This window comes from uncultured Methanobrevibacter sp. (assembly GCF_937898925.1).
GTDB lineage: Archaea > Methanobacteriota > Methanobacteria > Methanobacteriales > Methanobacteriaceae > Methanobrevibacter.
In genome coordinates this window covers 1-26,703 of sequence record NZ_CALDKF010000100.1, presented here as the reverse complement: position 1 = coordinate 26,703, position 26,703 = coordinate 1, and the positions used below count along the sequence as shown (strand labels likewise).

Annotated in this window: 21 protein-coding genes; 18 read left to right on the top strand and 3 right to left on the bottom strand. The window is 32.4% G+C overall.

All coding sequences use genetic code 11. From position 1 onward, the window contains the following. Window positions 1-323: 323 nt before the first annotated feature. The 6 genes from Q0409_RS07975 to Q0409_RS07950 all read left to right on the top strand — a co-directional run bounded on the left by Q0409_RS07975 (window position 324) and on the right by Q0409_RS07950 (window position 5,151). Window positions 324-1,130 (top strand): CPBP family intramembrane glutamic endopeptidase, encoded by an 807-nt coding sequence (locus Q0409_RS07975; RefSeq protein WP_298536809.1) that lies wholly within the window; start codon window positions 324-326, stop codon window positions 1,128-1,130. A 95-nt stretch (window positions 1,131-1,225) separates the two neighbouring features. Next, entirely contained in the window at window positions 1,226-2,026 is an 801-nt protein-coding gene (locus tag Q0409_RS07970; RefSeq protein ID WP_298536806.1) for a CPBP family intramembrane glutamic endopeptidase, read from the top strand. Between the two features lie 269 nt (window positions 2,027-2,295). After that, complete coding sequence (locus tag Q0409_RS07965; RefSeq protein WP_292786401.1) at window positions 2,296-2,538, top strand: helix-turn-helix transcriptional regulator; 243 nt, start codon at window positions 2,296-2,298, stop codon at window positions 2,536-2,538. A gap of 63 nt (window positions 2,539-2,601) precedes the next feature. Then, entirely contained in the window at window positions 2,602-3,336 is a 735-nt protein-coding gene (locus tag Q0409_RS07960) for a DUF4013 domain-containing protein (protein WP_298536803.1), read from the top strand. An 83-nt stretch (window positions 3,337-3,419) separates the two neighbouring features. Continuing rightward, window positions 3,420-4,283, top strand: coding sequence for a DUF4013 domain-containing protein (locus Q0409_RS07955; RefSeq protein ID WP_298536801.1), 864 nt, complete (start codon window positions 3,420-3,422; stop codon window positions 4,281-4,283). 58 nt (window positions 4,284-4,341) lie between these two features. Then, entirely contained in the window at window positions 4,342-5,151 is an 810-nt protein-coding gene (locus Q0409_RS07950; protein WP_298536798.1) for a hypothetical protein, read from the top strand. A 139-nt stretch (window positions 5,152-5,290) separates the two neighbouring features. On the opposite strand, the gene Q0409_RS07945 is transcribed toward Q0409_RS07950, so the two are convergent. After that, window positions 5,291-5,674: a hypothetical protein gene (locus Q0409_RS07945; RefSeq protein ID WP_298536795.1), complete on the bottom strand. Its 384-nt coding sequence runs from the start codon at window positions 5,672-5,674 to the stop codon at window positions 5,291-5,293. Between the two features lie 129 nt (window positions 5,675-5,803). Between Q0409_RS07945 and Q0409_RS07940 the strand changes: the two genes are divergently transcribed. The 6 genes from Q0409_RS07940 to lysS all read left to right on the top strand — a co-directional run bounded on the left by Q0409_RS07940 (window position 5,804) and on the right by lysS (window position 16,233). Further along, window positions 5,804-6,607: a CPBP family intramembrane glutamic endopeptidase gene (locus Q0409_RS07940; RefSeq protein ID WP_298536792.1), complete on the top strand. Its 804-nt coding sequence runs from the start codon at window positions 5,804-5,806 to the stop codon at window positions 6,605-6,607. 100 nt (window positions 6,608-6,707) lie between these two features. Continuing rightward, entirely contained in the window at window positions 6,708-7,313 is a 606-nt protein-coding gene (locus tag Q0409_RS07935) for a site-2 protease family protein (protein WP_298536789.1), read from the top strand. Window positions 7,314-7,537: 224 nt separating this feature from the next. Continuing rightward, entirely contained in the window at window positions 7,538-7,699 is a 162-nt protein-coding gene (locus Q0409_RS07930) for a preprotein translocase subunit Sec61beta (RefSeq protein ID WP_295607977.1), read from the top strand. Between the two features lie 344 nt (window positions 7,700-8,043). Continuing rightward, window positions 8,044-11,457, top strand: a complete 3,414-nt coding sequence (gene polC / locus Q0409_RS07925) for a DNA polymerase II large subunit (RefSeq protein ID WP_298536786.1) — start codon at window positions 8,044-8,046, stop codon at window positions 11,455-11,457. Window positions 11,458-11,848: 391 nt separating this feature from the next. Then, a complete protein-coding gene (gene nrdD / locus Q0409_RS07920; RefSeq protein WP_298536783.1) occupies window positions 11,849-14,161 on the top strand; it encodes an anaerobic ribonucleoside-triphosphate reductase in 2,313 nt (770 codons plus the stop codon). Window positions 14,162-14,646: 485 nt separating this feature from the next. Continuing rightward, window positions 14,647-16,233 carry a lysine--tRNA ligase gene (gene lysS / locus Q0409_RS07915; protein WP_298536781.1) on the top strand — a complete coding sequence of 529 codons (1,587 nt, stop codon included), beginning with the start codon at window positions 14,647-14,649 and terminating at the stop codon, window positions 16,231-16,233. 287 nt (window positions 16,234-16,520) lie between these two features. Here lysS and Q0409_RS07910 read toward each other — a convergent pair whose 3' ends face one another. Beyond that, on the bottom strand, window positions 16,521-17,351 hold the full coding sequence (locus Q0409_RS07910; RefSeq protein ID WP_298536779.1) for an acyltransferase: 831 nt from the start codon (window positions 17,349-17,351) through the stop codon (window positions 16,521-16,523). Window positions 17,352-18,029: 678 nt separating this feature from the next. Here Q0409_RS07910 and Q0409_RS07905 point away from each other — a divergent pair. Together Q0409_RS07905 and thiC are read left to right on the top strand one after the other, a co-directional pair. Beyond that, complete coding sequence (locus Q0409_RS07905; RefSeq protein WP_292787602.1) at window positions 18,030-18,950, top strand: carbohydrate kinase family protein; 921 nt, start codon at window positions 18,030-18,032, stop codon at window positions 18,948-18,950. A gap of 457 nt (window positions 18,951-19,407) precedes the next feature. Continuing rightward, on the top strand, window positions 19,408-20,706 hold the full coding sequence (thiC, locus tag Q0409_RS07900; RefSeq protein ID WP_298536777.1) for a phosphomethylpyrimidine synthase: 1,299 nt from the start codon (window positions 19,408-19,410) through the stop codon (window positions 20,704-20,706). Window positions 20,707-20,802: 96 nt separating this feature from the next. Here the strand turns inward: thiC and Q0409_RS07895 are convergent, their stop codons facing one another. Continuing rightward, a complete protein-coding gene (locus Q0409_RS07895; RefSeq protein ID WP_298536775.1) occupies window positions 20,803-21,738 on the bottom strand; it encodes a LysR family transcriptional regulator in 936 nt (311 codons plus the stop codon). A gap of 238 nt (window positions 21,739-21,976) precedes the next feature. Between Q0409_RS07895 and hxlB the strand changes: the two genes are divergently transcribed. The 4 genes from hxlB to Q0409_RS07875 form a co-directional block, all read left to right on the top strand. Further along, window positions 21,977-22,567: a 6-phospho-3-hexuloisomerase gene (hxlB, locus tag Q0409_RS07890; protein ID WP_298536772.1), complete on the top strand. Its 591-nt coding sequence runs from the start codon at window positions 21,977-21,979 to the stop codon at window positions 22,565-22,567. Window positions 22,568-22,685: 118 nt separating this feature from the next. After that, a complete protein-coding gene (locus tag Q0409_RS07885) occupies window positions 22,686-23,258 on the top strand; it encodes an FmdE family protein (protein WP_298536769.1) in 573 nt (190 codons plus the stop codon). 852 nt (window positions 23,259-24,110) lie between these two features. Next, a complete protein-coding gene (locus tag Q0409_RS07880) occupies window positions 24,111-24,932 on the top strand; it encodes a formate/nitrite transporter family protein (protein ID WP_298536766.1) in 822 nt (273 codons plus the stop codon). A 593-nt stretch (window positions 24,933-25,525) separates the two neighbouring features. Continuing rightward, window positions 25,526-26,703, top strand: a 1,178-nt coding sequence (locus Q0409_RS07875) for a molybdopterin oxidoreductase family protein (protein ID WP_298536763.1), incomplete at its 3' end; no start/stop codon positions are given.

Below are 26,703 nucleotides of genomic sequence, written 5' to 3'. Positions count from 1 at the left end.
TTAAACTCTCCTTTGATTGTAGATAATTTTGATTAAATATAATTTTTTTAAATTAATATAGTTTTTAAATTAAATATAAATTTTTAAATAAAATATTATATTTTTTTAAAATACATATCTATTTTTGAATTTTTGATTAAATATATTTTATTGATTTTCATATTATTTTTTCATATTATTTTTTTCATATTATTTTTCAATTATTTATAAAGATTTATTAATAACTATAATAAATTATTATTTAGAAAGCTAATAATATCTTGAAAATAATAATTAATAAAATAAATAATAAAAGATAATTATTTCTTTATTGGGTGATATGTATGGATTTCAGTGTTAAAGATTTCAATGTGAGACTTAGAACAATTAAGCTTTGGGAAATAATCATTGCAATAGTCATTTCTTTTTTCTTAACTTTATTTGTTGAGGGATATTTCAATATTTCTTCTGGAGAGTTGGAATACATCCTTTTCTTCTGCTTTATGATGGTATTCTTTTTGATTGCCACATATGGCACTACAGGATTCAATAAGGATGTCAATGACCTGTTTAAAGCAAGTAGCATTCTAAGGGTTTTGATTTTAGCCATTGCAAACATGTTTGTGGCAATTTTCATTCAAACCATGTTTTTCCCTTTGGATTCACTTTTAAATATGGTCAATTCAATTTCCCTACCTTTATTGGATGTGGTTACTGGGACAAATGATCCATTGCTTTTCATTTTTGAGATGTTTTCAGCAATAATCATCGCACCAATATCTGAAGAATTGTTCTTTAGAGGAGTTCTATTCAATAGACTGAAAATCAGAAAAGGATTTGTCTTTGGTTTAGTTGTTTCTTCAGTCATTTTTGGATTATGCCATTTCAATTATCCTGATCATTTTTCACATATTATCTATACTTGCATAATGGGAATGACCCTATGCATTCTGTATTCAAGAACAGACAATTTACTGTTGAATATGCTTGTCCATTCTGCATATAATCTCTTATCATATCTTCTTGTGTACACTCCATTGCAATATTTGATTTTAAGTGGAGAATTCAGCTCATTAATGGGTTTGATCCTTATTTCTTCATTGATATTTATTCCAGTTTATATTCTTTATTTCACTTATAAACTGAAATAAGGGCCTATTTAAATTTTATGGAAAAAATTTATTAATGGTAGCATGTAATATTAAAAACACTTATTCAAATGATTTTTAACTGTTAGGTGCATAAAATGGATTTTAATGTTACTGACTTTAATGTAAGGCTTAGAACAATCAGGTTAAGAGAGGCAGTTTTAGCTATTATAATTGGCTTTATCTTGAATGTAGTTCTCGTTGCAATATTTCCTTCATTAAGTGAAAATGAGACTTTAATGATCATGCCTCTTTTATGTTTTGTTCTTTTGTTCTTCATATGGGCTTTAAGAGGCACACATGGCTTAAATGATGACTTTTCAAAGCTTTTTGAAAGGGATAATCGTAGGGAAATATTCTATATATTCCTAATAAATTTCTTGTTTGTATTCTTGGTAGTGGCATTATTTGCAAATTTGGATATACTTTATGGTTTAGCATATCCTGAAATGGATCCCTTGTTGGATTTCACTCCAAATGCTCTTGACCCATTATCTTTCATTTTGGAAGTGATTTCTTCAGTCATATTGGCGCCTATTCTTGAAGAATTGTTCTTTAGAGGAGTTCTATTCAACAGATTGAAAATAAGAACTGGCATAATAGCTGCTATGGTCATATCTTCAGCCCTCTTTGCTATTGGACATGAATTCGGTGGAATAACCAGTGCATTTGTATTTGGAATCTGTATGTGCATAATCTATCTGAAAACAGATAACATCCTCATGACAATGTCAATCCACTTCTTAAATAATCTTGTAGCGGTTATTCTTGAAGCTGTTAATGCAGATGCATTCCTGTTCCAAATGCCAGTTGCACCTATTACAGGAATAGTTTCCGTAATTGCAGGGCTTTTGATAATAGTCTATATCTTTGAAGAGATTAAGCGATTAAGGGCTTAAATTTTTTTTCACATGTTTTTGCATTAATTCATTGACTTTTTTACTTTTTTTAGCTTTTCATCCTTCTTTTAACTTTTATTCTTTTTTTAACTTTTTTTAAATCTTTAAATTTGGCTATTTTCATAGAAACATTTATATATGATGTAATATAATTTTTACATATAGGAATGTAATATAATTTTTACATTTGGAATTTATTTATTACATTTGGAATGTATTTGTTACATGTTTATGTTTCTATATTTATTAGATATTGTTTAAGTGATCATATGAAAACAATTATAAGATATTTAAGGCAGGAGATTAAGTTGAGTCAACAGGATTTGGCTGAGTCTGTTGGAGTTACTCGTCAAACAATCAATGCCTTAGAAAACGGACGGTATAATCCCTCTTTGCTTTTAGCATATAAAATAACAAGAATCTTGAATGAAGCCACTTATGGTGAAGATAAGGATTCCTATTTAAGCATAGAGGATATTTTTAAATTTAGTGATGACGACTTTAAAAATTAAATATATCAAAGTTTGATGCTTTGATTTAAATTTATTTGTTACATATTGTTTAGGGGTAAAAAAATGATATTAGATATTTATAAGGATTCTTTAGAGTATTCTGCTAAAGACTTAAAGACTTTATTGGTATTGGGAGTAACTTACTTTTTAAGTTTCCTTTTGCTTCCAATTTTCTTGATTTACGGTTATTCCTACAGAGTAACTAAAATCTCTGTAGAAGGTATGATTAATGGTAATGATCCATTGCCAGAATTTGATAACATCATTGACATGTTTGTAGATGGTATAAAGGTTGTTCTGGTCTATCTGATTTATGTGCTAGTTCCATTTATAATATTCTTCCTGTTTGCAGTGATATCTAGTTCAATCGGAGGATATGGTGAATCTGCATTAATGGCTATCGGCACTGTCATTACTGTTGTGTTAATCTTATTTGCTTATGTAATGAGCATGTTTGGAGTAGCACACATGGCAAATAATGGCGATTCATTATCTAAAGCATTTAATTATAAGGAAATAATTGAAATCATAAAATCTGTTGGTGTTACAAGAAGTTTAGGAGCTTACATTGGTTTAGTTATTATTTGCTCAGCAATTTATGCGGTTGTTTTCTTCTTGATTCTATTCGTATTCGGATTCTTCGGAATATTTACCGGAACTTTAGGATTTGCTATGGCAGCTGGCGGAATATTTGTTGCAGGATTCTTTATAGCTTACTTCGTAATGTTGTTTATTGTAGGTCCTTACACCATGTTAATGCAATCAAGAGTAAGCGGATTATTATACAATCTTCATTAATTAATTAAAAGCTTCAAAATAAAAAAATCTTTAAAATTAAAATTTTTAAGTTATATTTTATTATTTTCTTTATTGGTGATTTTATGGCTAGTATTACTGATGTAGTTAAAGAAGGATTAAAGTATCCTTTTAATGACAGCAAAAAGGTTTTGACTTTAGGTATTATATTCCTTGTTTCAAGTCTTGTCTCATTGGCAATGGAATTTTTAGTCTTTGACAATATGAGGATTTTAGCGAACATTGCTCCTGTTGATACAGTTCAAGCAGCACTATCAGCTATGCCTCCAAGTAACATGGCTTTGATTGTCTTGTCATGGATCGTAACCTTTATATTGATGGTATTCGCTTCAGGATACATTTATGATGTTATTAAATATGGCATAGAAGGAAAATCTGAACTTCCAGAGTTTAGTGACATTAAAGGATTATTAGTGAAAGGTCTTCGTGCATTCGTTGTTGGATTGGTTTATTCCATTTTGCCTATAATCCTTTTCTTCCTTGGATTGATGTTAACTGTAAACGAATCTGTAGGCGCTTCTGTAAATGCAATTGGCGGAATCGTATTGCTCATTGCTATCATATTTGCAATATTCGTTTCTTTAGTGAATGTAATGGCATTATGCAATATGGTTGATAAGGACGAATTTGCTGCAGCATTCAGATTTAAGGAAATCTTAGGCTTAATCAAGAACTTAGGATGGGGAAGATTCATAGGGATTTTACTCTTCACTGTTATAGTGATTATGATTATCTCTGTATTTTTTGGCTTTATATTTGGAGCTATTGCTGGAATCATCAGCGTTATAGTAGGTTCTGCGTTTGTAATGGCTTTAGTTAATATGATTCTCAATTCCTTGCTTATCAATCCTTATATCAGCATTGTAATCAGCAGAATTTATGGATCAATTTACAAAGAAGCAACTAAAACTGAATTAGAAACTATCTAAAATGAGAAAATTAGAAACTATGGGTGATTTAACTAAAAATTGTAAAATGGGTGATAAATTGAAAATTGATTCAAGAATTTTAGCAGGATTATCTGCACTCCTTGTTGTTGCAATAGCAATTTCAAGTGTTGGTGCAGTTGATTTGGTAAGCAATGGTATAGGCAGTGCTAACTTTGCAATTGACATTCCATCAGGCAGTGACTTTGCTGAAGAGGCAACAACTAACTTGAATGTTGGTGATGTGGCTATGAACATGGAAGTCTTTGCAAACCATGGGGACAATGCAAATGATGTAAATGCCATCATGTATTTGAAAGACGATTCTAAAGATCAAAGCATCATTTCAGATGTGATAAATGATTTGAAAAAGGATGCATCTATCGTAGAAGAAAATGACAAGTATTTCATTGTAGAAACCAAAGATGCAAATAATTGGGATTTCTTTGATTTTGGCTTTGGAAATGACATTGACACCTTATGGAACTTTGCGACTGGAATCTTTTCAGATGATTCCAATGTGAATGTCACAACTGAAGATGCTGATGTACAGGTTTCTAAAGATGAAGGAATTCATATTGTTGGTGATGACAATAGTACAGTTTCATTAAACACTAATGGATTGGCGGTTTCAGATCCAAATGGCGATGATGTATCCATTTCAACTGATGGCGTAAAGGTAAATGATTCAAACGGTGAAAATTCAGTAGATGCAAATGCTTCATTTGATGGGGATATTATTTCAAATATTGATAATGCAGACTATGCAATCTGCATTGAAAGTCCAGATAACAATCAGGTAATTGTAATTGCTGGTAATGATTTGGAATTATTAAAATCAATTGCAGAAACTGCTTCTTTTACTAATTAAAATCATTATTTTAGTCAGTTTTTATTTTTTCATTTTTTTATTTTTACTTTCTTTTTTTGATTAGATTTATTTTATTTTAGTTTTTTTATTTTTTTAATATTTTAGTAATTTTCTATTTTTTATTTTAATTTTTTTATTTTTATTCTAAGTCAATCAACCCTTCAATTGACTTGTAGAGCTTTTCTAATACAGAATAAATCTTATCTCCAATGACTATTTTAGGTTCCATATTTGCTCCATAGCTATTGAGTTCTTTGGATTTGTAAACGATTTTTATGCTCCAAGTGAATCCTCCCTCTAAAGTGCAGGATTGATATTCCTCTTCTAGATCCCAAAGGCCTATTTTTTCAACATCTTCCCAAAATTGAATCCACTTTTCACTGCTTATTCTTTTTATGTCAATCAGTTCGGGATTTGGATTGTTTATCAAAAGAGAATTGTTCAATAGCTTAATGGATTTTGTTCCATTCAAATCGTGCTTGTAATTGATTTCAAATTCTTCGGGAATGTAGCTGATTGTCATGATTAGATACCTAAACCTTCTTATTATTTATTTAAAATATGTTCGTTTAAACTTATATATTATAAAACTAAAGATTTAAATAAATAAATATTATTTACATATTTACATGTTTTTAAAGGTGAACTTAATATGCTTCGATTAAATGATTTTTTAGATAGATTATCCATAATAAAGGTTTTATCTTTCTTTTTATTGATTATATTAGTTCTTACCTTAATTCCTATGGTCTTAAAGATTCAGTTAGGAAGCTTATTTTTCAAATTCATATTGTATGGAATAATGCTACTGTTTTTTGCTTATGCATTGAATGATGTCGATTTTGGTGAAATCTCATTTAAAGATGCCTTAAGAAAGGAATATGATTCAATATTCAAGGTCTCTGACATTTATCACATCTCATTCATTGTGATTGCAAATATCCTATTTGTTTCCGCGGTGTATTTTATATTGAGATATTTAAGCAATTTGTCAATAATTAGCTTCAATTCACCTCTTTTTGGAGATTTCAGAACATTAGCTATCTCAACACTGGCTCTTTACTTTTTAACTGTAGTTATACTCTCTCCGATTATAGAGGAGCTATTGTTTAGAGGTTTGTTCTTAAGAAGATTCAATAAGGAATTGGATGTTACTTTAGCTATTTTGATTTCTTCAGTGTTGTTTGGTGTTTGCCATAACTTTGGAGGAATTTTAGGCGCTATCCTATTTGGCATTTGCGTTTCAATTCTTTATATAAAGTCTAAAAATATATTGGTGCCAATATTCGCTCACTTTTTGAATAATCTCTTATCATTCCTTTTAGCATTAAGCGGAGTTGAATACTTGATTCAGTCCAATTCAATGATAATTATCTTGATAATCATTTTAGCTATTGTTTCTAATTTCGTCTTATTTAAGGCAATTTTCAGTGAATGGCCTAATGAAATGGAATAAAATGATTATTTCTGCAGTTTTTCATTGATTTTCTCATTGATTTTTTGCACTGATTTATATAATCATAAACTTTATATGACTATAAAATATAATTTAAGTTATGTTTAGATTTACAGGTAAAGAGATAAGAGATTTAATCATATCCTTTATAGTGATTGCTTTAGGATTTACCATTCTCTACTCCAATGGGGATTACAGTCATATTACTTTGATTTTCCCTATAGTTATGATTGGAGTGGGAGCAGGTTTCATTTTCCACGAATTAGGACATAAATTCGTTGCAATGCATTATGGATATTATGCGGAATATGAATTATGGCCTACAGGTTTGCTCATTGCATTGGCAAGTTCATTTTTCGGATTCATATTTGCAGCTCCTGGAGCAGTTGTTATTTATAGTAATGGTATGGAAGAGAAGACAAATGGTATCATTTCCATTGCAGGACCAATTGTAAATATCATTTTAGGTTTAATATTTTTCCTTATTTTAGGATCTCTTGGAAATTTTGTATACACTGAAACCGGAGCTATTGTCTACTTGATTTGTGTGCTTGGTACTAGAATCAATTTCTTCTTGGCGGCTTTCAACCTATTGCCGATACCTCCTTTAGATGGTTCTAAAGTAATGGCTTGGAGTGTTCCTGTTTGGTTGATAACATTTGCAATCGCTGCACTTTTAGTTTTATTCTTTGGAGGAATTTTATAATTTCTCTAAATAAAACTTTAAGCATGGAAATTTAAGTGTGAAAATAGCATGAAAATATTATAAAAAATTATAAAACTAAAAGTTTTAATATAAGAAATGATAGAAATAGTTAATACTTATAAAATTTATATTAATATTATAGTGTTTAATGCTTAATTAATTAATCAAATTTAAAATTCAATTAAAAAATTCAAATTTTATTCAATTATTTTAACGTGATATTTATGGCAAAAAAAGATAATAAAATCAGCATGCCTATGAGCGGGGCAGGTTTAGTAAGATATTTTGATGACGAAAGTGTAGGTCCAAAAATCGCTCCAGAAATAGTCATCGCACTTAGTGTAATTTTAGGAATCTTCTGTTTCATCTTAAGATTCTCTGTATAAGCAAACTTTTAAAAAAAGTTTGATCAAAATCATTTTCACTAGTTGTGGGATTCACTCTAACTAGTTTCTTTTTTTAATTTATTTACTTTATTTTAATTTTTAAATTATTTTTAAATTATTTTTATTCCATTTTTATAATTATTCTTTATCCCATTTTTTTAATTTTTTTTTAAATTTTCTAAAATTTTTTCAATTTCATATTAGTTTTTAAATGCTCTCTTAATATTTTTAAATATGATAAGGAATATAATAATATTAGAGAAAAAATAAGAAAAAAATTTAATTATTAATCAAATTTTTGTAAAATTTTTGTAGATTATTATTTTTATTTATCAGTGATTATAATGGATGCTGGAATGGATTATTTTGAAAGATTGGAAAGTGAAACTCTCAAGCTCTATGAGATAGCTAATGAGGCAAGATCAAAAGGGTTTGATGTTCAGTTAGAGACTGAAATTCCATTGGCAAAGGACTTAGCAGAGAGAGTGGAAGGGCTTGTAGGTCCTAAAGGCATTGCAAAGCGTATCAAAGAATTAGAAAAGGATATGTCTAGGGAAGAGGTGGCATTTGAAATTGCTGCTGAAATCGCATCTCAGGAATCAAAAGAAACCGGTGCTAAGTTAGAGGCTGAAAAACAGGCTTTTGCAGACCAAGGACTCAGAACAGCTTTAGCTATTTTAACAGAAGGGGTTGTAGCAGCTCCTTTGGAAGGTATTTCTGGAGTAAAGATCAAAAGCAATTCTGATGGAAGCAAGTATGTTGCGGTATACTTCGCAGGTCCTATCCGTAGTGCAGGAGGTACTGCAGCTGCATTATCCGTTCTTTTAGGCGATAAGATACGTGTAGCTACCGGTCTTGACATTTATAAGCCTACTGATGATGAGATTGAAAGATATGTGGAAGAAGTTGAGCTTTACGAATCAGAAGTTACTAACTTGCAATACTCTCCAACCCCTGAAGAGGTTAGATTAGCTGCAAGAAGCATTCCAGTTGAAGTCAGCGGTGAGCCAACAGACCAAGTTGAAGTGTCTCACAGAGACTTGCCTCGTGTAGAAACCAATAACATTAGAGGTGGTGCTCTTCTTGCGATGGTTGAAGGTGTTATTCAGAAATCCAAAAAGATCTTAAAATATGCTCACACCCTTAAATTGGACAGTTGGGCATTTTTAGCCGAATATGCTAAAGGTGTAGGTTCATCTAAGGAAGAAGAAAGTTCCCCATCCGAGGGTGAAGAAGTTGTCGAGGAAATTGATGACAATATCATTGATAAGGATGAACTCTTTGAACATTCCAAGTATGCTCATGATATCATTGGTGGAAGGCCTGTTTTAGGTTATCCTTCTGAAAAAGGCGGATTCAGACTCAGATATGGCCGTTCAAGAAACACTGGTCTTGCAACTATGGGTGTTCACCCTGCAACAATGGAGCTATTGGAATTCCTGGCAGTTGGAACACAGCTCAAAATTGAAAGGCCTGGAAAAGGTAACTGTGTAGTTCCTGTAGATTCCATTGAAGGTCCAACTGTAAAACTGAAGTCTGGTGAAGTCCGCAGATTGGATTCAATTGAGGATGCAAGAAAGGTTAAGGGAAAAGTTGTTGAGATTCTTTTCCTTGGAGACATGCTTGTTGCATTTGGTGAATTCCTAAGGAATAACCAGCCAATGTTAGGCGCTTGTTGGTGTGAGGAATGGTGGATTGAAACAATAAGGAATTCAGAAAAATACCAATCATTCACCGATGAGGAAAAAGAGGCATTCGATTTAAATTCATTGCAAACCAAGAAATTCACAGTTGAAGAGGCCTTTAAGATCACTGAAGAGTTTAATGTGCCTTTGCATCCAGAATACACTTATTATTACAATGATATCTCCATTAAGGATTTAGTTGACTTAAGCCAATGGTTAGATACAAGAAGGGACTATTTGGAAAATGGATATCTAAATGGAGAGGATCTAGAACTTGACTTATCCTATCAAAAGAGAATCTTGGAAGTTATGGGATTATGCCATAAGCTTAAGGATGGGAAAGTAATAATTGACAAAAATCATGGCTTTAGCTTACTAAAGACTATAAATGGAGATTATTCAAAGTATCTCGATGATGAGTATTACAAGATGAAAGTCGTAGACATCATCAATGAGAATATAGATTTCGAGATAAAGGATAAGGCTCCATGCTATATCGGTACAAGGGTTGGCCGTCCTGAAAAATCAAAAGAAAGATTGATGAGACCGGCTCCTCATGTGCTTTTCCCTATTGGAAACAATGGTGGAAACAGACGTTTGGTTGCAGAAGCTGCCAAGAAGAAAAAGATCAAAGTTGAATTCGCAAGAAGAGAATGTACCAATCCGGATTGCAGATTAAGTTCATTCCAAGCTATTTGCCCACACTGTGGTTCTCCTACTGTTATCGGTAAGTCCGGTCAAAAGGATATCAATTTAGCCCATATGCTTTCAAAGGCTTCCAATAATGTAGGGGTTCGTAAAGTTGATGAAGTCAAGGGGGTTATAGGTTTAATCTCTGAAGATAAGCTTCCAGAACCTTTGGAAAAAGGTATATTGAGGGCTAAAAACGGGGTGTTCACATTTAAGGAAGGAACTATCCGTCATGACTCCACTGACTTGCCGTTAACTCACTTCATTCCAAAGGAAATTGGAGTAACCGTTCCAAAATTATTGGAAATGGGATATACTAAGGACTGCTATGGCGAAGACATTGTCAGCGAAGACCAAATCATTGAACTTAAGGTTCAGGATATTGTAGTTTCCGATAATTGCGGTGAGTATTTGGTAGGTGTAGCTAATTTCGTTGATGATTTGCTTGAGAGATATTATGGAATGGAAAGATTCTATAATGTAAAGGACAAATATGACTTGATTGGACATCTTATTGCAGGTCTTGCTCCCCACACATCTGCAGGAGTATTGGGCCGTATCGTTGGATTCACCAAGGCATTAGGATGTTACGCACACCCTTATTTCCATTCTGCAAAAAGGAGAAACTGTGACAGTGACGAAGATTCTGTCCTATTGTTGCTTGATGCATTGATCAATTTCTCAAAATCCTACTTGCCAAGCACTCGTGGAGGAAGTATGGATGCTCCTTTGGTTTTATCCACCCGTATAGACCCTGAGGAGATAGATGATGAATCCCATAACCTGGATATCTTTGAAAGATTCCCACTTGAATTCTTTGAAAGGTCTCAAGAACCTTTAAAACCTGCAGACATGTTGGATTTGGTGGATAATGTTGCTAAGCATTTAGGTACTGACAGGCAGTATCATGACTTGATGTTCTCCCACCACACTTCAAGCATTCATGCAGGTCCAAAAGTTTGCTTATACAAACGTTTAGGATCCATGAAGGAGAAGGTGGAAGCTCAAATCAATTTGGCTGAACTTATCAGGGCAGTTGACCAAAGGGGAGTTGTAGAGGGAGTATTGTCTTCTCACTTCTTGCCGGACATTATGGGAAATTCAAGAGCTTTCTCCAAGCAGAAGGTAAGATGCCCTAAATGCGGTGCTAAATATAGGAGAATGCCGCTTACAGGTAAATGCAAATGTGGTGGAGACCTGATTTTAAGCGTATCCAAGGGATCTGTAGTCAAGTATCTTGAAATTTCACAGAACCTTGTAAACAGATATCCTGTATCTCACTACCTTGAGCAAAGATTGGAAATTCAAGAATTTGGTATCAATTCATTATTTGAAAGTGATAAATCCAAGCAAAGTTCATTGGATGTGTTCTTTGGAAAATAATTGCTTAATTGATTCACAATTGGGTAATGGATTATATTGGATTGTTATTTCATTGATTAAGGATAGTATTAGGGTTAATCCCTTAATTTTTTAATTTTTTAAGTATTTTCTTTTTATTTGTTTTAAGTATTCTCCATCATCACAATTGTTGCAATATATTTTGTTCGTATCAAAACGAATGATTTATATACATCTTATCACATATATTATTTCGTGAAGTAACTAACTTTTTGTATAGTTACAAACTTTCGTATAATTTCAAACGGATATTATACATGTAAGTACATAATTATTAGTAATCACTTTGAAAGTTTTATCTAAATTTTCATGATTACATAATTATTAAATTAATTATTTATTATTTGATTTTATTTTAAATGAAGGTGTTAAAGTGGAAAAAGTCGATAATGTAGAAAACGATATTAGAAGAGCTAAAATCACCGTTAAGAAAAACAACGGTGTTTGTGAAGCTTTCAGTTATGAGAAATTGTTAAAGTCTTTAGTTATGGTTGATGCTCCATACTTTGAATCTGAAAGAATTGTTTCAACTGTTGTTGAAAACCTATACGATGGAATCAGCACTAAAGAGATCAAAAAGATTGTTTACGAATGTTTGGAAGAAGTTGATTCTGAAGCTGCTAACAAATACTTAGCAAAAACTACTTTAAAAGTACGTTCTTCAAGAGATAAGATTGAAGCATTCGACATGGCAAAGATTGCAAGTACCTTAGTTGAAGAAACTGGTGCTTCCCAAGAAACCGCTTTTGAAATTGCTACTGAAGTTTGGAAAGAACTCAAAAAGCTCAATGTCGAATACCTTACCGCTCCTATGATTAGGGAAATCGTAAACACAAAACTTGTAGAATACGGATTAGAAGATTTAAGAAGCAGATACACTCGTTTAGGTATTCCTGTTTACAACATCACTTCCTTAATTGAAAACGGTTCAAGAGACAATGCAAACATGATGCATAACCCTGAATCCATTCACAAGTATGTTGCTGATGAAGCATTAAAGCAATATGCTCTCTTACACATGTTGCCAGCTCATTTAGCTGATGCACACATGTCTGGTGACATTCACATTCACGACTTGGAATTCTTTGCTGGAAGACCATTAAACTGTCTTCAACACGATATAAGAGCATTCATCAAACATGGTCTTAAAGTAGACGGTACTGGAGATCACACTTCAGTTGCTGCACCTCCTTCCCACATGGAAACCTTGATGAACCATACTGGGGAAATCATGTTAGCAGCACAGCAAAACATGTCTGGTGGACAAGCTATGTCCCTTTGGAACGTATTTGTTGCACCATTTGCAACCGGCAGAAGCTATGATGAAGTAAAACAAGCTATTCAAATGTTAGTTTACAACTTGAACATGGCTTATGCAGCAAGAGGTTCCCAAGTTCCATTTACAAGTATGCAATTAGAATTCGGAGTTCCAAAATTCTTGCAAGATGTTACTGCATATGGTCCAAAAGGTCAAGTTGTAGGAACTTACGCTGACTTTGAAGATGAAACCAGAATGATCCAAAGAGCATTCACTGAAATCTTGCTTGAAGGAGATTCCGAAGGTAAACCTCACTTATTCCCAAATACAATTTACACTTTACGTGAAGAGACCTTAAAAGGTGACTATGATGATGATTTACGTTTAGTTCACGAACTTTCTGCAAAATACGGTTCATCATACTTCGTAAACATGTTACCTAAATACAGAGGTCAAATGGCTAACTATATGGGTTGCAGAACCTGTCTCCAAGACACCTGGACCGGTGACTGGGAACAAGACTGTTTAAGAACCGGTAACTTAGCTTACGTAACTTTAAACTTACCAAGAATTGGATACCAATCAAGAGATGAAAACGATGTATTCGAATACTTAGACAACTACATGGATTTAGCTGTTGAAACCTTGATGATTAGAAGAAACCAAGGTCTTAACTGTTTAAACAACTTTGATATCTTACCATTCTTAGATCAAAAAGTTGATGGTGAAACCTATTACAGAATTCAAAACGCTACTTTATCCTTTGGTTTCTGTGGTCTTAATGAAATGTTGCTTGCATTATTCGGTGAAGGTATCGAAAACCCAGATGCAAACAAATTCGGTATCAAATGTTTAGAATACATCAATGCAAGAGCTAAATCCTTACAAGAAGAAACTGGACTCAGATGGTCTGTATTGCAAACTCCTGCAGAATCCACTGCATACAGATTTGCAACCTTAGACAAAGAGCAATTCGGAGATAAAGCAATCTTACAAGGTGACAATGGAGCTAACTACTACACTAACTCCTCACATGTACCTGTAAACAGTGACATTTCCTTTGCTGACAAAGTCAAAATCGAAGGTAAATACCACAGCTTAACTCCTGGTGGACACATCTTCCATGCATTCATGGGTGAATCATACTCTGATCCTGATGCATTAATGAGCTTAACCAATAAGATTGCAAGAAAATCTGACATTGGTTTCTGGGCTTACAGTTCAGCATTCAGTTTCTGCTTAAACTGTAAAACCTTAATGAAAGGATTAAGCAACAAATGTCCTTCCTGTGGTGAAACTGCTGATGTAGAATGGTATGACAGAATTACTGGTTACGTACAACAAGTAGGTCACGCTAAATCTGCAAACGGTGGTTGGAACGCAGGTAAACGTCAAGAATTAATCGACAGACGTAGATTTGAACAATAAGTTCAATCTACTTTATTTGTTGATTTATTGTTGATTGATCTCGAAGTTAAATTTAATTTATTAATTAATTTCATAGGCATTGTTTTTTGCCTATTTTTCTTAAATTTATTTTTATATAGAGCTTGACTCTATTTTCCACTTAATAGGGTTCTTTTTTTAGAATCCTATTTACATCCTTTAACGGCTATTTTTATAAAATTTCTATAAATTTTTAAAAAATTTTCCAAATCTATTTTTATTATAATTTTTATCTGAATTTTTTGTTTAATTTCAAATTTTCGTAATTAATTTTTTATAAGATGATAATAAAAATATATAATATAATAAATTATTAAGATATTTATATTGGATATTTGTTATCAAAATATTATCAAAATAGTATCAAATTCATATTAATTTATTACTTCATTATTGCTTTCATATATAGTTTGGAATATTAAACGCATTTAATTGAAAGCAGCTTTTATAATTATTATGGTGAAACAATGAAACATTGGATTGAAAGAATCGCTGATGAATTAAATGAAATGGATGTAGAAAAACATGTCATAGCAAGTGGTACATCTATATCAGGTTCTATACATATTGGAAATTCTTGTGACGTGTTCATTGCAAATGCTATTGGAAAAGCATTGCGTGAATTGGGAAATGATGCTGAAACCATCTGGATTGCAGATGACCACGACCCACTTAGAAAAGTTCCTTTCCCACTTCCTGAATCTTATGATCAATACCTTGGTATGCCCTACTCTATGATTCCATGTCCTGAAGGATGCTGTAAAAACTTTGTAGAACACTTTGAAAAACCTTTATTCAAAGTTCTTGATGCTTATGGTATTGAAATTACCCCTAAATCTGGTTTTGAGATGTATAAGGATGGATCTTATCTTGAATCAATCAGAATATCCCTTGAAAAGCACAATGAAATCAAAGCCATTTTTGACCAATACAGAAGAGAGCCACTCGCAGACCACTGGTTGCCTTACAACCCAATCTGTGAAAAATGTGGAAGAGTAAACACCACTGAAGCATATGACTTCGATGGAGACATTATAAAATACAGATGTGAATGCGGTCACGATGGTGAAATGGACATTAAATCAGGTAACGGTAAACTTACTTGGAGAGTTGAATGGGCAGCAAGATGGAAAATCTTCGGAACCACTTGTGAACCATTCGGAAAAGACCATGCAGCAGCTGGTGGATCTTACGATGTAAGTAGCGTAATCTCTGAAGAGATCTTTGATTACCCAGCACCATATCCAGTTCCATACGAATGGATTACATTAGATGGTGAAGCAATGAGTAAATCTCATGGTGTATTCTTCACTCCAGAACAATGGTTGGAAATCGGACCTGCAGAAAGTCTTAACTATTACTTATTCAGAAGCAAACCAATGAAATCCAAAGACTTCTCTCCAAAAATGCCATGGTTAGACTTTATGGACACCTTTGATAAGGTTGAAAGGGTATTCTACGATGAAGAGGAAGCTCCATCTGAAAAAGAAGGAAGAAAATTCAAAAGCATCTATAAAAATGCTCAAATCAAGGCTGATGCTCCATTGCCATTCAGACCTCCTTTCAGATTCTTGGTAAATGCTTATCAAATTGTTGGAGAAAAAGACCTTGAAAAGATCTTTGGCATTTTGAAAAAGAATTCACAATTGACTAAAAGCTTTAAGGATAAGGACTTCTGTGACTTAACTGAACTTGAATTGGCTCAATATGATGAAAGAGTGGATAATGTAGTGGCTTGGTTAGACAAATATGCTCCTAAATTCGTCAAGTTCCAAGTCCAATACGATTCCATTCCAAAATTGCCTCTTCCAGATGATCAAATTGCATTCTTGAAAGACCTTGCTGATTTAATGGAAGAAAAAGAGTTCTCATCTGCTGAAGAATTGCATGATGCTATGTATGAAGTTTTAGAACGCCATGGATTAAAACCACAAAAAGCGTTCCAAGCTATTTACAAAATGATTCTCGGTCAAAAACAAGGGCCAAGAGCAGCTTCATTCTTACTCTCTTTAGATAAGGACTTTGTAGTTAAAAGGTTAAGACAAGAAGCTTAGCCCAGCTTTTCCGCCCCTACGGGGCGCAAAACCTGAACCAAAATTTTTATTAATAGTTGGGAGTAATTTCCTACTCTAACTATTCACTATTTTTTTATTTTTTCTCATTTTTTCATTATTTCTAAAATAATCCGAGGCTTATTCGTTTGATTATATTCAAACTTTATTTTTAAAAATAGAATTTTATCTAAAAAAAATAATTATTCTAAAAAAATAGTGTTGTAAATAAAATTTATAAAAAAAGAAAAAAAGTGATTAATTAATAAAAATTAATTAATCTAATACAATTATCTGCCTCTGATTTTGCTAAAGAATCCTTTGTTGTCTTGCTCTTTAAGCTGTTCAGATAATTGTTGGTTTTTGTTTTTAAGAGAGTTAATGGTTTTGTCTTTAGCATTCATTGCAGTGCTTAACTTATTGTAATCTCTCTGTTTGTTATCTAATTTTTCGTTGAGGTCTTTAATTTCCGCTTCTAACTTAGCGATTGTTCCTCCAATTCCTGCATTTTCTGCTTCAAATTCTGCTTCTCTAGCTTTCATTTTAGCGTTGATTTCAGCAGTTTCAGCTTTGAGTTTAGGAATTAGATTTTCTTTCAAGTCAGCTATTTCAGAGTTTTTGTCTTTTAACTGGTTTTGTTTTCTTACGATTTCCTTTTCCTTATTGTCAATAACTCTGTCTTTCGCTTCCAATTCTTTGTTCAATTTATTGACCTTATTGTTTAGTTTGTCAACTATTGATTTTTCCTCATCAGACAAGTCTTCTGTAGCGGCAATTTCCGCTTCTTTTTCATTAGCTTTTGCTTCAAGTTCAACCACTAGCTTTTCAATTTCTTCCAATCTGACTTTAGCTAATTGAAGGCCAGCACCTTTTTTAGCAACGCTTTCACTTAAATCCGCATTGATTTCCAATTGATCAAAATATTTTTTTGTGCTTGTTTCCAATGCTTCAGTAAGTTCCTTTTTAACTATCTTTAGTTCCTTGTTCTGCTTTTTCAATTCAGGAATGACCTCATTTGTTAAATGATTCAATTCGCTTGCCTGATTTTTAAGTTTGTCATCTTTCTTAGCTAATCTTTCTTTTAAAGTTTCAATTTCTTCTTCGGAAATAAAAACCACCATCCGCTATCAACTATCCAATATATTATCATAATACATCAGACAATCGATTATTTTTCATAATTTGATCACATTTCAATTTAACCATTGTGTTTTTTAAAACAGCTAAACTGATTTTTATCTAGATTAAATTTAAGAAAATTCAATAAATTTATCTATATAATTATTATATTGTAATTTTCCATTAATAAATTTTTTTTATTAAACAGTTTCTTAAAATATTTTTAAATAGTTAAATACATTTCAAAATCAGAAAAATTTTTAATCAAAATATTAGTTTTCAAATGCTATCGCAAGTTAAAATTATTATAAAAATAAAATATTCATTACTTGAATGTTGATGATTTTTTTGTTTCGATTCTATCGAAAAATTTTACATAACATATGTTAATAAAAATCATTAAATATTGGGAAGTCTAAAATAATATTGTACTAATTTTAGAAAAAAATTTTTCAATTCAATAATATTTTATGATTGAATTTTTTCTAAATTTAAATCAGTAAATATTATTTAATTCATTAATAAGATGATAATTGGCATTATTTTTTAAAAAATAATTCTATTTAATCTTATTTTATCTAAAAAATTCATTGATTAAGTTTTTAATGCTTTTTTCAGTGATTTTTTTACTAACAGTTACGGTTTAAACAGTTAAAACAAGAGTAAAGGGTTGTATTTATTTGAGTGTAAAAAAAGATTTATTAGCAGTGGGACATACTGCATTGGATTATATCATCACAGTTGATGAGTTTCCCGAGGCCAATCATTCTGCACCTATGAAAACAATGAAAAACTTGAATGGCGGTGCTGCAGCTAATGGCGCTATGATTGGTGCAACTTTGGGAATGAAAACCGGTTTGATCTCTGCTGTAGGATGTGAATTCATTGATTCCCCTTATCACAAGAATATGCAAAAATTAGGTGTTGACACTGAAGCATTAATCATCTCAGAAGAGGAAAGCACTCCGACAGCATTTGTCATGACAAACAATAATCAGGACCAGATCAGTTACTTCTACATGGGTGCGGGCAAAGAGTTCCATGACAGTGATGTTCCAAGGGAAAAGATAAGGCAGTTCAAGGCAGTTCATTTGGCAACAGGTGACCCTCACTTCAATTGCAAGGCAGGAATTGTTGCTAAGGAAGAGGAAAGACTGGTTTCCTTTGATCCAGGTCAAGACCTTGGATTGTACAGTCCTAAAAAATTAAAGGAAGTTATCTCCAATGTAAATATTCTATTTGGAAACCATCATGAAATCAAAAGAATTCAAGAGTCCTTAAATGTAGACATTAATGGATTGATGGATTTTGGTCCAGAGATTGTCTTGAAGACTTGCGGTTCAGAAGGAAGCATTATCTACAGTGAGGATGAGGGCAAAATAGAAGTCAAATCTATTTACAGGCCAGCTGTAGATCCTACTGGTGCAGGAGACTCATATAAGGCAGGATTTGTTTCCAGGCTTATTTATGGTGCTTCATTAGAGGAAGCTGCGAAATTCGCTTCATCTGTTTCATCATTTGTTGTTGAAAAGCAAGGGTGCCAAACAAATATGCCTACTTTTGATGAAGCATACAATAGAATGGTTGAATTTTATAAATAATCTATCATTCTTTTTACTTTTTTTATCTTTCTTTTTTTATTATATTAAATTCTATTTTTTATTTTTTCAATTTTTTCATATATCTTCGATCTTTAATTTCATTTATTTTCTTTCGCATATCTTTTTTTAATTTTTTAATTTTCATAACCTATTTTTAAAACACTTAAAATTTAATAAAATACATTTGATATATATCAAAGGTATTTGATAAAAAAGGCTTATAAATGATTTATTTTGCAAATAAAGGACAGATTAAATAGATATGTTTATATTAGATGAAATACATTAAATAAAATTATAAAATCAAGCAAAATAGAATTAAATTTAACTTTACTTTAATAAAATATATTTGAATTTAAATTAAACGATTCCTCAACATAATTTAAAGAAATAAAGGATTCTAAAGAAATTGATTTTATAATAATCTAGCATAATCAAAATATGGGGAGATCTATTAATGACACAAATAAGTGATGCAAAAAAAGGAATATTAACAGAAGAAATGAAACATGTCGCTAAAATTGAAGGAGTTAGCGAAGATTTTATCTTAAGGTCTGTTGCAAACGGTACCATTGTAATCCCATCTAATGTAAACAGGGATATTGAAGCATCCGGTATCGGTGCAGGACTTAGAACAAAAGTAAATGCAACTGTAGGAACCTCTACAGATATCGTAAACTTTGATGAAGAAGTATTGAAAGCACAAATTGCAATTGATCATGGTGCTGACTGTTTGATGGAATTGAGTATTGGTGGAGACTTGGATGTAATAAGAAACAGAGTTTTAGACATGTCCCCACTTCCTGTAGGTTCAGTACCTGTATACCAAGCAGCAATTGAAAGCATTAGAGAGCATGGTTCTGTAATTTACATGGATGAAGATGACTTATTCAATACCATTGAAAAGCAAGCAAAAGACGGTATTGACTTCATGGCTGTTCACAGCAGTATCAATATTGAAACATTGACAAGACTTAAAAGACAAGGCCGTGTAACTGGACTCGTATCCCGTGGAGGATCATTCATGTCCGGTTGGATTGTAGAAAATGAAAAGGAAAATCCATTATACTCTAACTTTGATTATGTATTGGAAATTGCAAAGGAACATGATGTGGTTCTTTCCCTTGCAAATGGTATGAGAGCAGGTTCCATTGCTGATTCAACCGATAGGGCTCAAATTCAAGAATTGATTATTTTAGGAGAATTGATTGACAGATCCCGTGATGCTGGTGTGCAATGTATGATTGAAGGGCCAGGCCACATACCAATCAATGAAATTCCAACCAATGTAATGATTCAAAAGAAAATGTGTTCCAATGCTCCTTTCTATATGTTAGGACCTATTGTATGTGATGTGGCGCCTGGTTACGACCATATCGTATCCGCTATTGGTGCAGCATCTTCTGCAAAAGCTGGAGCAGACTTCATCTGTTATGTAACTCCTGCAGAACACTTGGCTTTACCATCCCCTGAAGATGTAAAAGAAGGTGTAATTGCAACTAGAATCGGTGCATATGCAGGTGACTTGGCTAGCGGTCAAATCGATGGTTCTCAAGACTTGGCTATGGCTGAAGCAAGAAAAAGATTAGATTGGGAAGCTCAATACGAATGTGCAATGTTCCCAGAAGCTGCACGTGCAAAAAGAGATGAAAGACCTCCTGAAGAGGAGGACACCTGTACAATGTGCGGTAACTATTGTGCTGTAAAAATAGTAAATCAATGGTTAGATCAATCTGATTCTGATTTAATAAAATAAGTGGGTATTAAGTTTCATTTAATGAAACTTATTTTCTTTTTTTATTTAGCTTTTTATTCTATTTTCTATATTTTTTCTATTATTTTTATTTAATAGTTATCTAGTTTTCCAAGGTTTCATAGGAATAAATCCTTGTTCTCCTATTTTTATTTGCCCATCAAAAAGTAAATATTCAATCAAATTATAAATGTCATCTTTTGTATCATTTATTTGAACCAAACTTATTACGTGGCGGGTTTCATTTTTTAGGATTTCATTTCCGTTGAAATAGCTTGCGTTTAAGAAAGTATAGTATTCATCAGAGTTTCTAACAATCTTGAATGCATCAAATTGTGATTTCACTTCCCTATCTATTGTAAAATTAATGTTTTCCTGTCTTAAGGTGCTCCATGCTAACCTTTGGGCACTTCCTTTAACTCCAATGAATTTCAAGCCTTCCAAATCTTCTATCTTTTCAATTGTTTTTCCATGGTTTGGGGAAATCAGTACTAGATGGTCATAAGCGATAGCTGTAAAGTTCAAGTCATTTTCAAAAGCGAGTAAAGGGTCGTCTAATGCTAAAATGTCTACTAAATCCTTTTTTGCAAGTTCATATGCACTTTCATCATCACTGCTGTAAATCAATGTCTTAAATGGCAAGTCATAGCTGATTGCCTGTAGAAGGCCTGTAATGATGTGCCCTCCAGCGATTATGATCTCTTCTCTATCTTCCAATCGGTTTTTGTATTTGTAGTAAAGGTCCAAGAGTTCATATCCCTTTTCGCTCAATTCTGAACCGGAACCTACGGTAATGACCAGTTTCTCACCAAGCTTGTCTTCTGCGTTTTTGATTCTTCTGTTAAGCACGGAGTGAGACACTTTCAATTCCTTTGCAGTCTTTCTTTGGGAATATGTTTTTGACAATGATTCCAAGGTTTCAAAGAACTTGTAATTTAAGGATATCCCATCTATTTCAATTCCAATCTCAGGTCTAATGATGTTCTTTTCATTATTGTTAAAGCCATCCTGATTTTGATTTTCGCGATTTGGCATTCAATCCCTCTAAACCCCATTTTTGTTTTGAAAATATATATTTTCTTTTATTGAAAATATTAAAAAAACTTTTTGATTTTGGGGCACTGATTAATTTTAAATATCTTAATGAATATAATATTATTATCTAATTTCAAAATATTTATCAAGTAAATTTTTGTTTTTTTAATTAGTTTTCATATGCTTTTTGAGTTAAATAATTATTGAAATTATGTATTAAGTTTAGGTAGAGATTTAAATGGAGTTTATGTTATCAGCAATCGAGGCAATTTTAGACAATATTCGTGATGCAGAAGAGTATTTAGTTGAAGAGGATATAGAAAATTTTATTGAAATTATTACAACTGCAGACAACATCTTTGTAACTGGTGCAGGTAGATCCGGGCTTGCAGCTAAAGCATTTGCAATGAGATTGATGCACTTAGGCTTAAGTTCCTATGTTGTAGGTGAAACCATTTCCCCGGCTATCAATGCAGGAGATTGCATTTTAGCTATTTCCGGTTCTGGTGAGACCAACACTATCGTAACCGCTGCTAAGATTTCTAAAAAAAGAGGTGCAAAAGTATTGGCATTGACCTCTTATCCAGAAAGCAGTTTAGGCCAATTGGCAGATGGAATCATTCATGTAAAAGGTAGAACAAAAGTTGAAGTGGATGATGAAAACTACCTTAAAAGACAAATCAAAGGAAATTACACTTCCTTGACTCCTCTTGGGACTGCTTTTGAATTGACTTCATTGGTTTTCCTTGACGGTTTGGTTTCTGAATTGATGGAAGCTATGGGAAAAACTGAAGAGGACTTGAAAAATAGGCATACTGTTTTAGAATAAGCCTACTAATTTTTCTTTTTTCTTTTTTTTAATTTTTCATTTCCAATAGATTGGATTCCATTTTTTTATTTTTCAATTTTTTTTCTAATTTTCTATGATTTTTATAAAGGGTGTTAATATGGTAAGTGTAGAAGACTATGAGGAACAATTGGCTAAAGCAGGGGAATTTCATGGAGAAATCTGCGGAGGAATAGCCATTGGAACTAAGCTTGCAATGTATGGTATGGAATTGATGGGCTTTGAATTAAACAAGCGTCATAAGAACCTGATTGTATTTTTAGAAATTGATAGATGTATGGCGGATGCAGTTCAATCCGTCACCAAATGCACTATGGGGAAAAGGTCCCTAAAGCAAATGTATTACGGCAAGTTTGCTGTAACTTTCTATAATATGGATACTGGTGAAGCAATTAGGGTTTCCGATGCAGATGCCAACAAGCAAGAAAAAATAAAAGAAACCAAAGATGAAATGATTGAAAGGTTTAAAAGAACTCCTGCTGAGGAATTATTCAAAGTTGAAAAAGTTCATGTTGAATTGAATCCTTCCCAAATGCCAGGTAAGCCACATACCAGTGTATTCTGTTCAGTTTGCGGTGAGAAGATCACTGATGGCCGTCACTTGAATCGTGGTGGAAAGCCAGTATGCATACCATGTGCAGAGGGAGCATATTATGAAGTCATTGATGATTAAGTAAATTTAAAAATTTCTAATAATCTTCTTCTAATCTTTCTTAATATTTTCTTTCTCTTTTCACTGTATTCTTTCTTAATTTTTTCTTTATATTTTTCTAAATATCATTGTTAATGATTCATTGCTATTTATTAGGTTATATCATCATAATTTTTCATAATTTATCATGATTTATCATGATTTGTCATGATTTTGGGGATAAGGTCTCATTCAACAAAAATTATTTTTTTAAAATTTTTTCTATCGTTTTATAAATAGCTTTCATGTTGAGGTATTTTCCTTTATTTTAGCCAAATAAATAATTTAATCGGGTTAACTGTTTGTATTTATTCAAATGATTCTAAGGTTTTTTTAATGCGTTATTCCCATTGATATGTTTTTTATGTTCGTAAGGTATTTGCTTATTTATGTTATTTTAATGATATGAAATTTAATTATATTCATAAAATAACTGTTTTTATGATTTTTTAACATTTTTAAGTGTTTTTATTAAGGTATTTTAATTTATCATGATTTATCAATATGAATATATTTTTATATAGTATTAATTTATTAATTTTTCATTTAAGGAAACTATTTTTTTATTATTTATTTTACCATGCTTCTTAAATAAATATGAACAAATTGAATATTTTTTAATTTTTTGATATTTTTATATCGATATGAAACAAATTTCTTTTTGTAAAAATGAACATTCTCACTATATAAATGTTTTGTTTTCATTTTAATAGCAAAGTCTTTTTATATGAATGATAAATAATTATAATTAATGCTCTCTTTATGTAAGGTTTGACATAAACCTCGAGAGTATTGATTATTATATGGGATAATTTAAAAAAGAGGTTGAGATATATGAGTTTTAAAAGTCCTGCAGATACTGCAAAAGCAATTGCATCTGCAGCTACCGCAAAAGGTGAAATGCCTATATTAAAACTTGCTGTTTTAGGTTTCTTAGCAGGTGCTTACATTGCATTTGGTGGATTACTTGCAGAAGTAGCAAACACTGGTGCAGTAGCTGGTGGCGTACCAATAGGTATTTCTAAATTGATCTTCGGGGGAGTGTTCCCTGTAGGTTTAATTATGGTTGTTATCTGTGGATCTGAGTTATTCACTGGTGACGTAATGTTTATGACTATGGGTCTTTTAGATGGTAAAACTGATATTATGGGATTACTCAAAAACTGGGTTGGAAGTTGGGTTTTCAACTTAGTCGGTGGTCTCTTTGTTGCTTACGTACTTGCTTACGCAACTGGTATTATGGTACCTGAAGCATTCGCTGGCGGTGCAATTACCATTGCTAACACCAAAGCTTTAGGTGGAGCTACCTTCATGGCAGCTGGAAAATCAACTGCTTCTTTAACTTGGGTACAATGTTTCCTTAGAGGTATTGGTTGTAACTGGTTAGTATGTTTAGCAGTATACTTAGCTAACGCAGCTGATGATGTAGTAGGTAAATTCTTCGGTATTTGGTTCCCAATCATGGCGTTTGTATGTATTGGATTTGAGCACAGTGTCGCAAACATGTTCTTCATCCCATTAGGTATCTTCTTAGGTGCTGAAGTAACCTGGGCACAATTCTTCATCAACAACTTAATACCTGTAACCTTAGGTAACATCGTTGGTGCTGCAGTATTTGTAGCATGTGCATACTGGTTCGTATACTTACGTGACTAAATGTACAAAATCAGTTTGGATCTAATATTCTATTAGTCAAACACAAAGGATTTTTATAAATCCCTAAATTTGTATTTACTTATTGAAATATTTGAGCGAAACCTATTTAATTCAAATATCAATAAGTATTTACATAATTTATTAAAGTTTTTAGAAATTTTTTTAAAAATTTCATTTGAATGAAAATCATACTTATAGGAATTTTAATTCCAAATACTCTTTTAGAGACATAAAATGTTTCTAAAACACGTTTAGATCTTTTTTTAAAGTTCTAAATTTCACATTTCATGATAATATAATATTATATTATTTATGTACTTCGAATATTATTGTCAATTCTTTTATTGGATTATAACAATAGACACAATTCACAATACTCGACACAATTCACAATAATCCTAAAAGATTTTAATAAATTATTATATTGCTTAAAATAAGACACAATTCACAATACTCGACACAATTCACAATATCTAAGAAGTTTTAATAAATATATAATTATTTAAAATTTCAGTTGTTAGTCAATAATTGAATTTGCCAATATGTAAACAAAAACAAAAATAAAACCTTGATTTTATTATGGAGATTATAAAATGGTTGAGATAAAATATGTACCATCTATTTGTCCTTACTGTGGTACCGGTTGTGGTATTAACTTTGTAGTCAAAGATGGAAAAATCATTGGTGTCGAACCATGGAAAAGACACCCTGTTAATGAAGGAAAAGTATGTCCAAAAGGTAACTTTGGATGGCAATTCATTAACCACCCAGACAGATTAACTACTCCGTTAATCAAAGAAAATGGTGAATTCAGAGAAGCTTCCTGGGATGAAGCTTTAGACTTAGTAGCTAGCACCCTTAAAAAATATGCTGACACTGACCCTAACAAATTAGGTTTCTATGCATGTGCTAGATCTCCTAACGAAAACATTTACATAACCCAAAAATTAGCAAGAGCTGGATGTGGTACTCAAAACGTAGACCACTGTGCACGTATCTGTCACGGTCCTACTGTAGCTGGTCTTGCAACCACCTTCGGTTCCGGTGCATCCACCAACGGTTATGACAGTATTGAAGAAGCTGATTTCATCTTCTGTATTGGTTCTAACAACATGGAAGCACACCCATTATTCGGTCGTAAAATTATCAGAGCTATTAAAAACGGTGCAAAATTAGTAGTAGCAGACCCAAGATTCACCCCTACTGCAAAATTAGCACATGAATACATGCAATTCAAAACCGGTACTGACGTAGCTTTAATGAACGGTATGATTAAAATCATCATTGAAAACGGTTTACAAGATGATGAGTTCATTAAGAACAGAACCAAAGGTTACGAAGAAATGAAAGAAGTTGCAATGAAATACGACCTTGACAAAGTAGCAGAAATTACTGAAGCTGACCCTGAACAAATTGAACGTGTAGCTATTGAATATGCACAAGCTGAAAACGCAGCTATTGTATACTCCTTAGGTATTACCGAACACTCTCACGGTGCAGACAACGTAATGTCCACTGCTAACTTAGCAATGTTAACCGGTAACTTAGGTAAAATCGGTGGAGGAGTAAACCCATTAAGAGGACAAAACAACGTACAAGGTGCTTGTGATATGGGTGCATTACCTTCCGATTACGTAGGTTACAGAAAAGTTAAAGACCCAGAAACTACCGCATGGTTCAACGACTACTACAGTGGATACGGTTACGAAGTAAACTTACCAACCACTCCTGGTTTAACCTTAGTCGAAATGATGAACGCTGCTCACGCTGG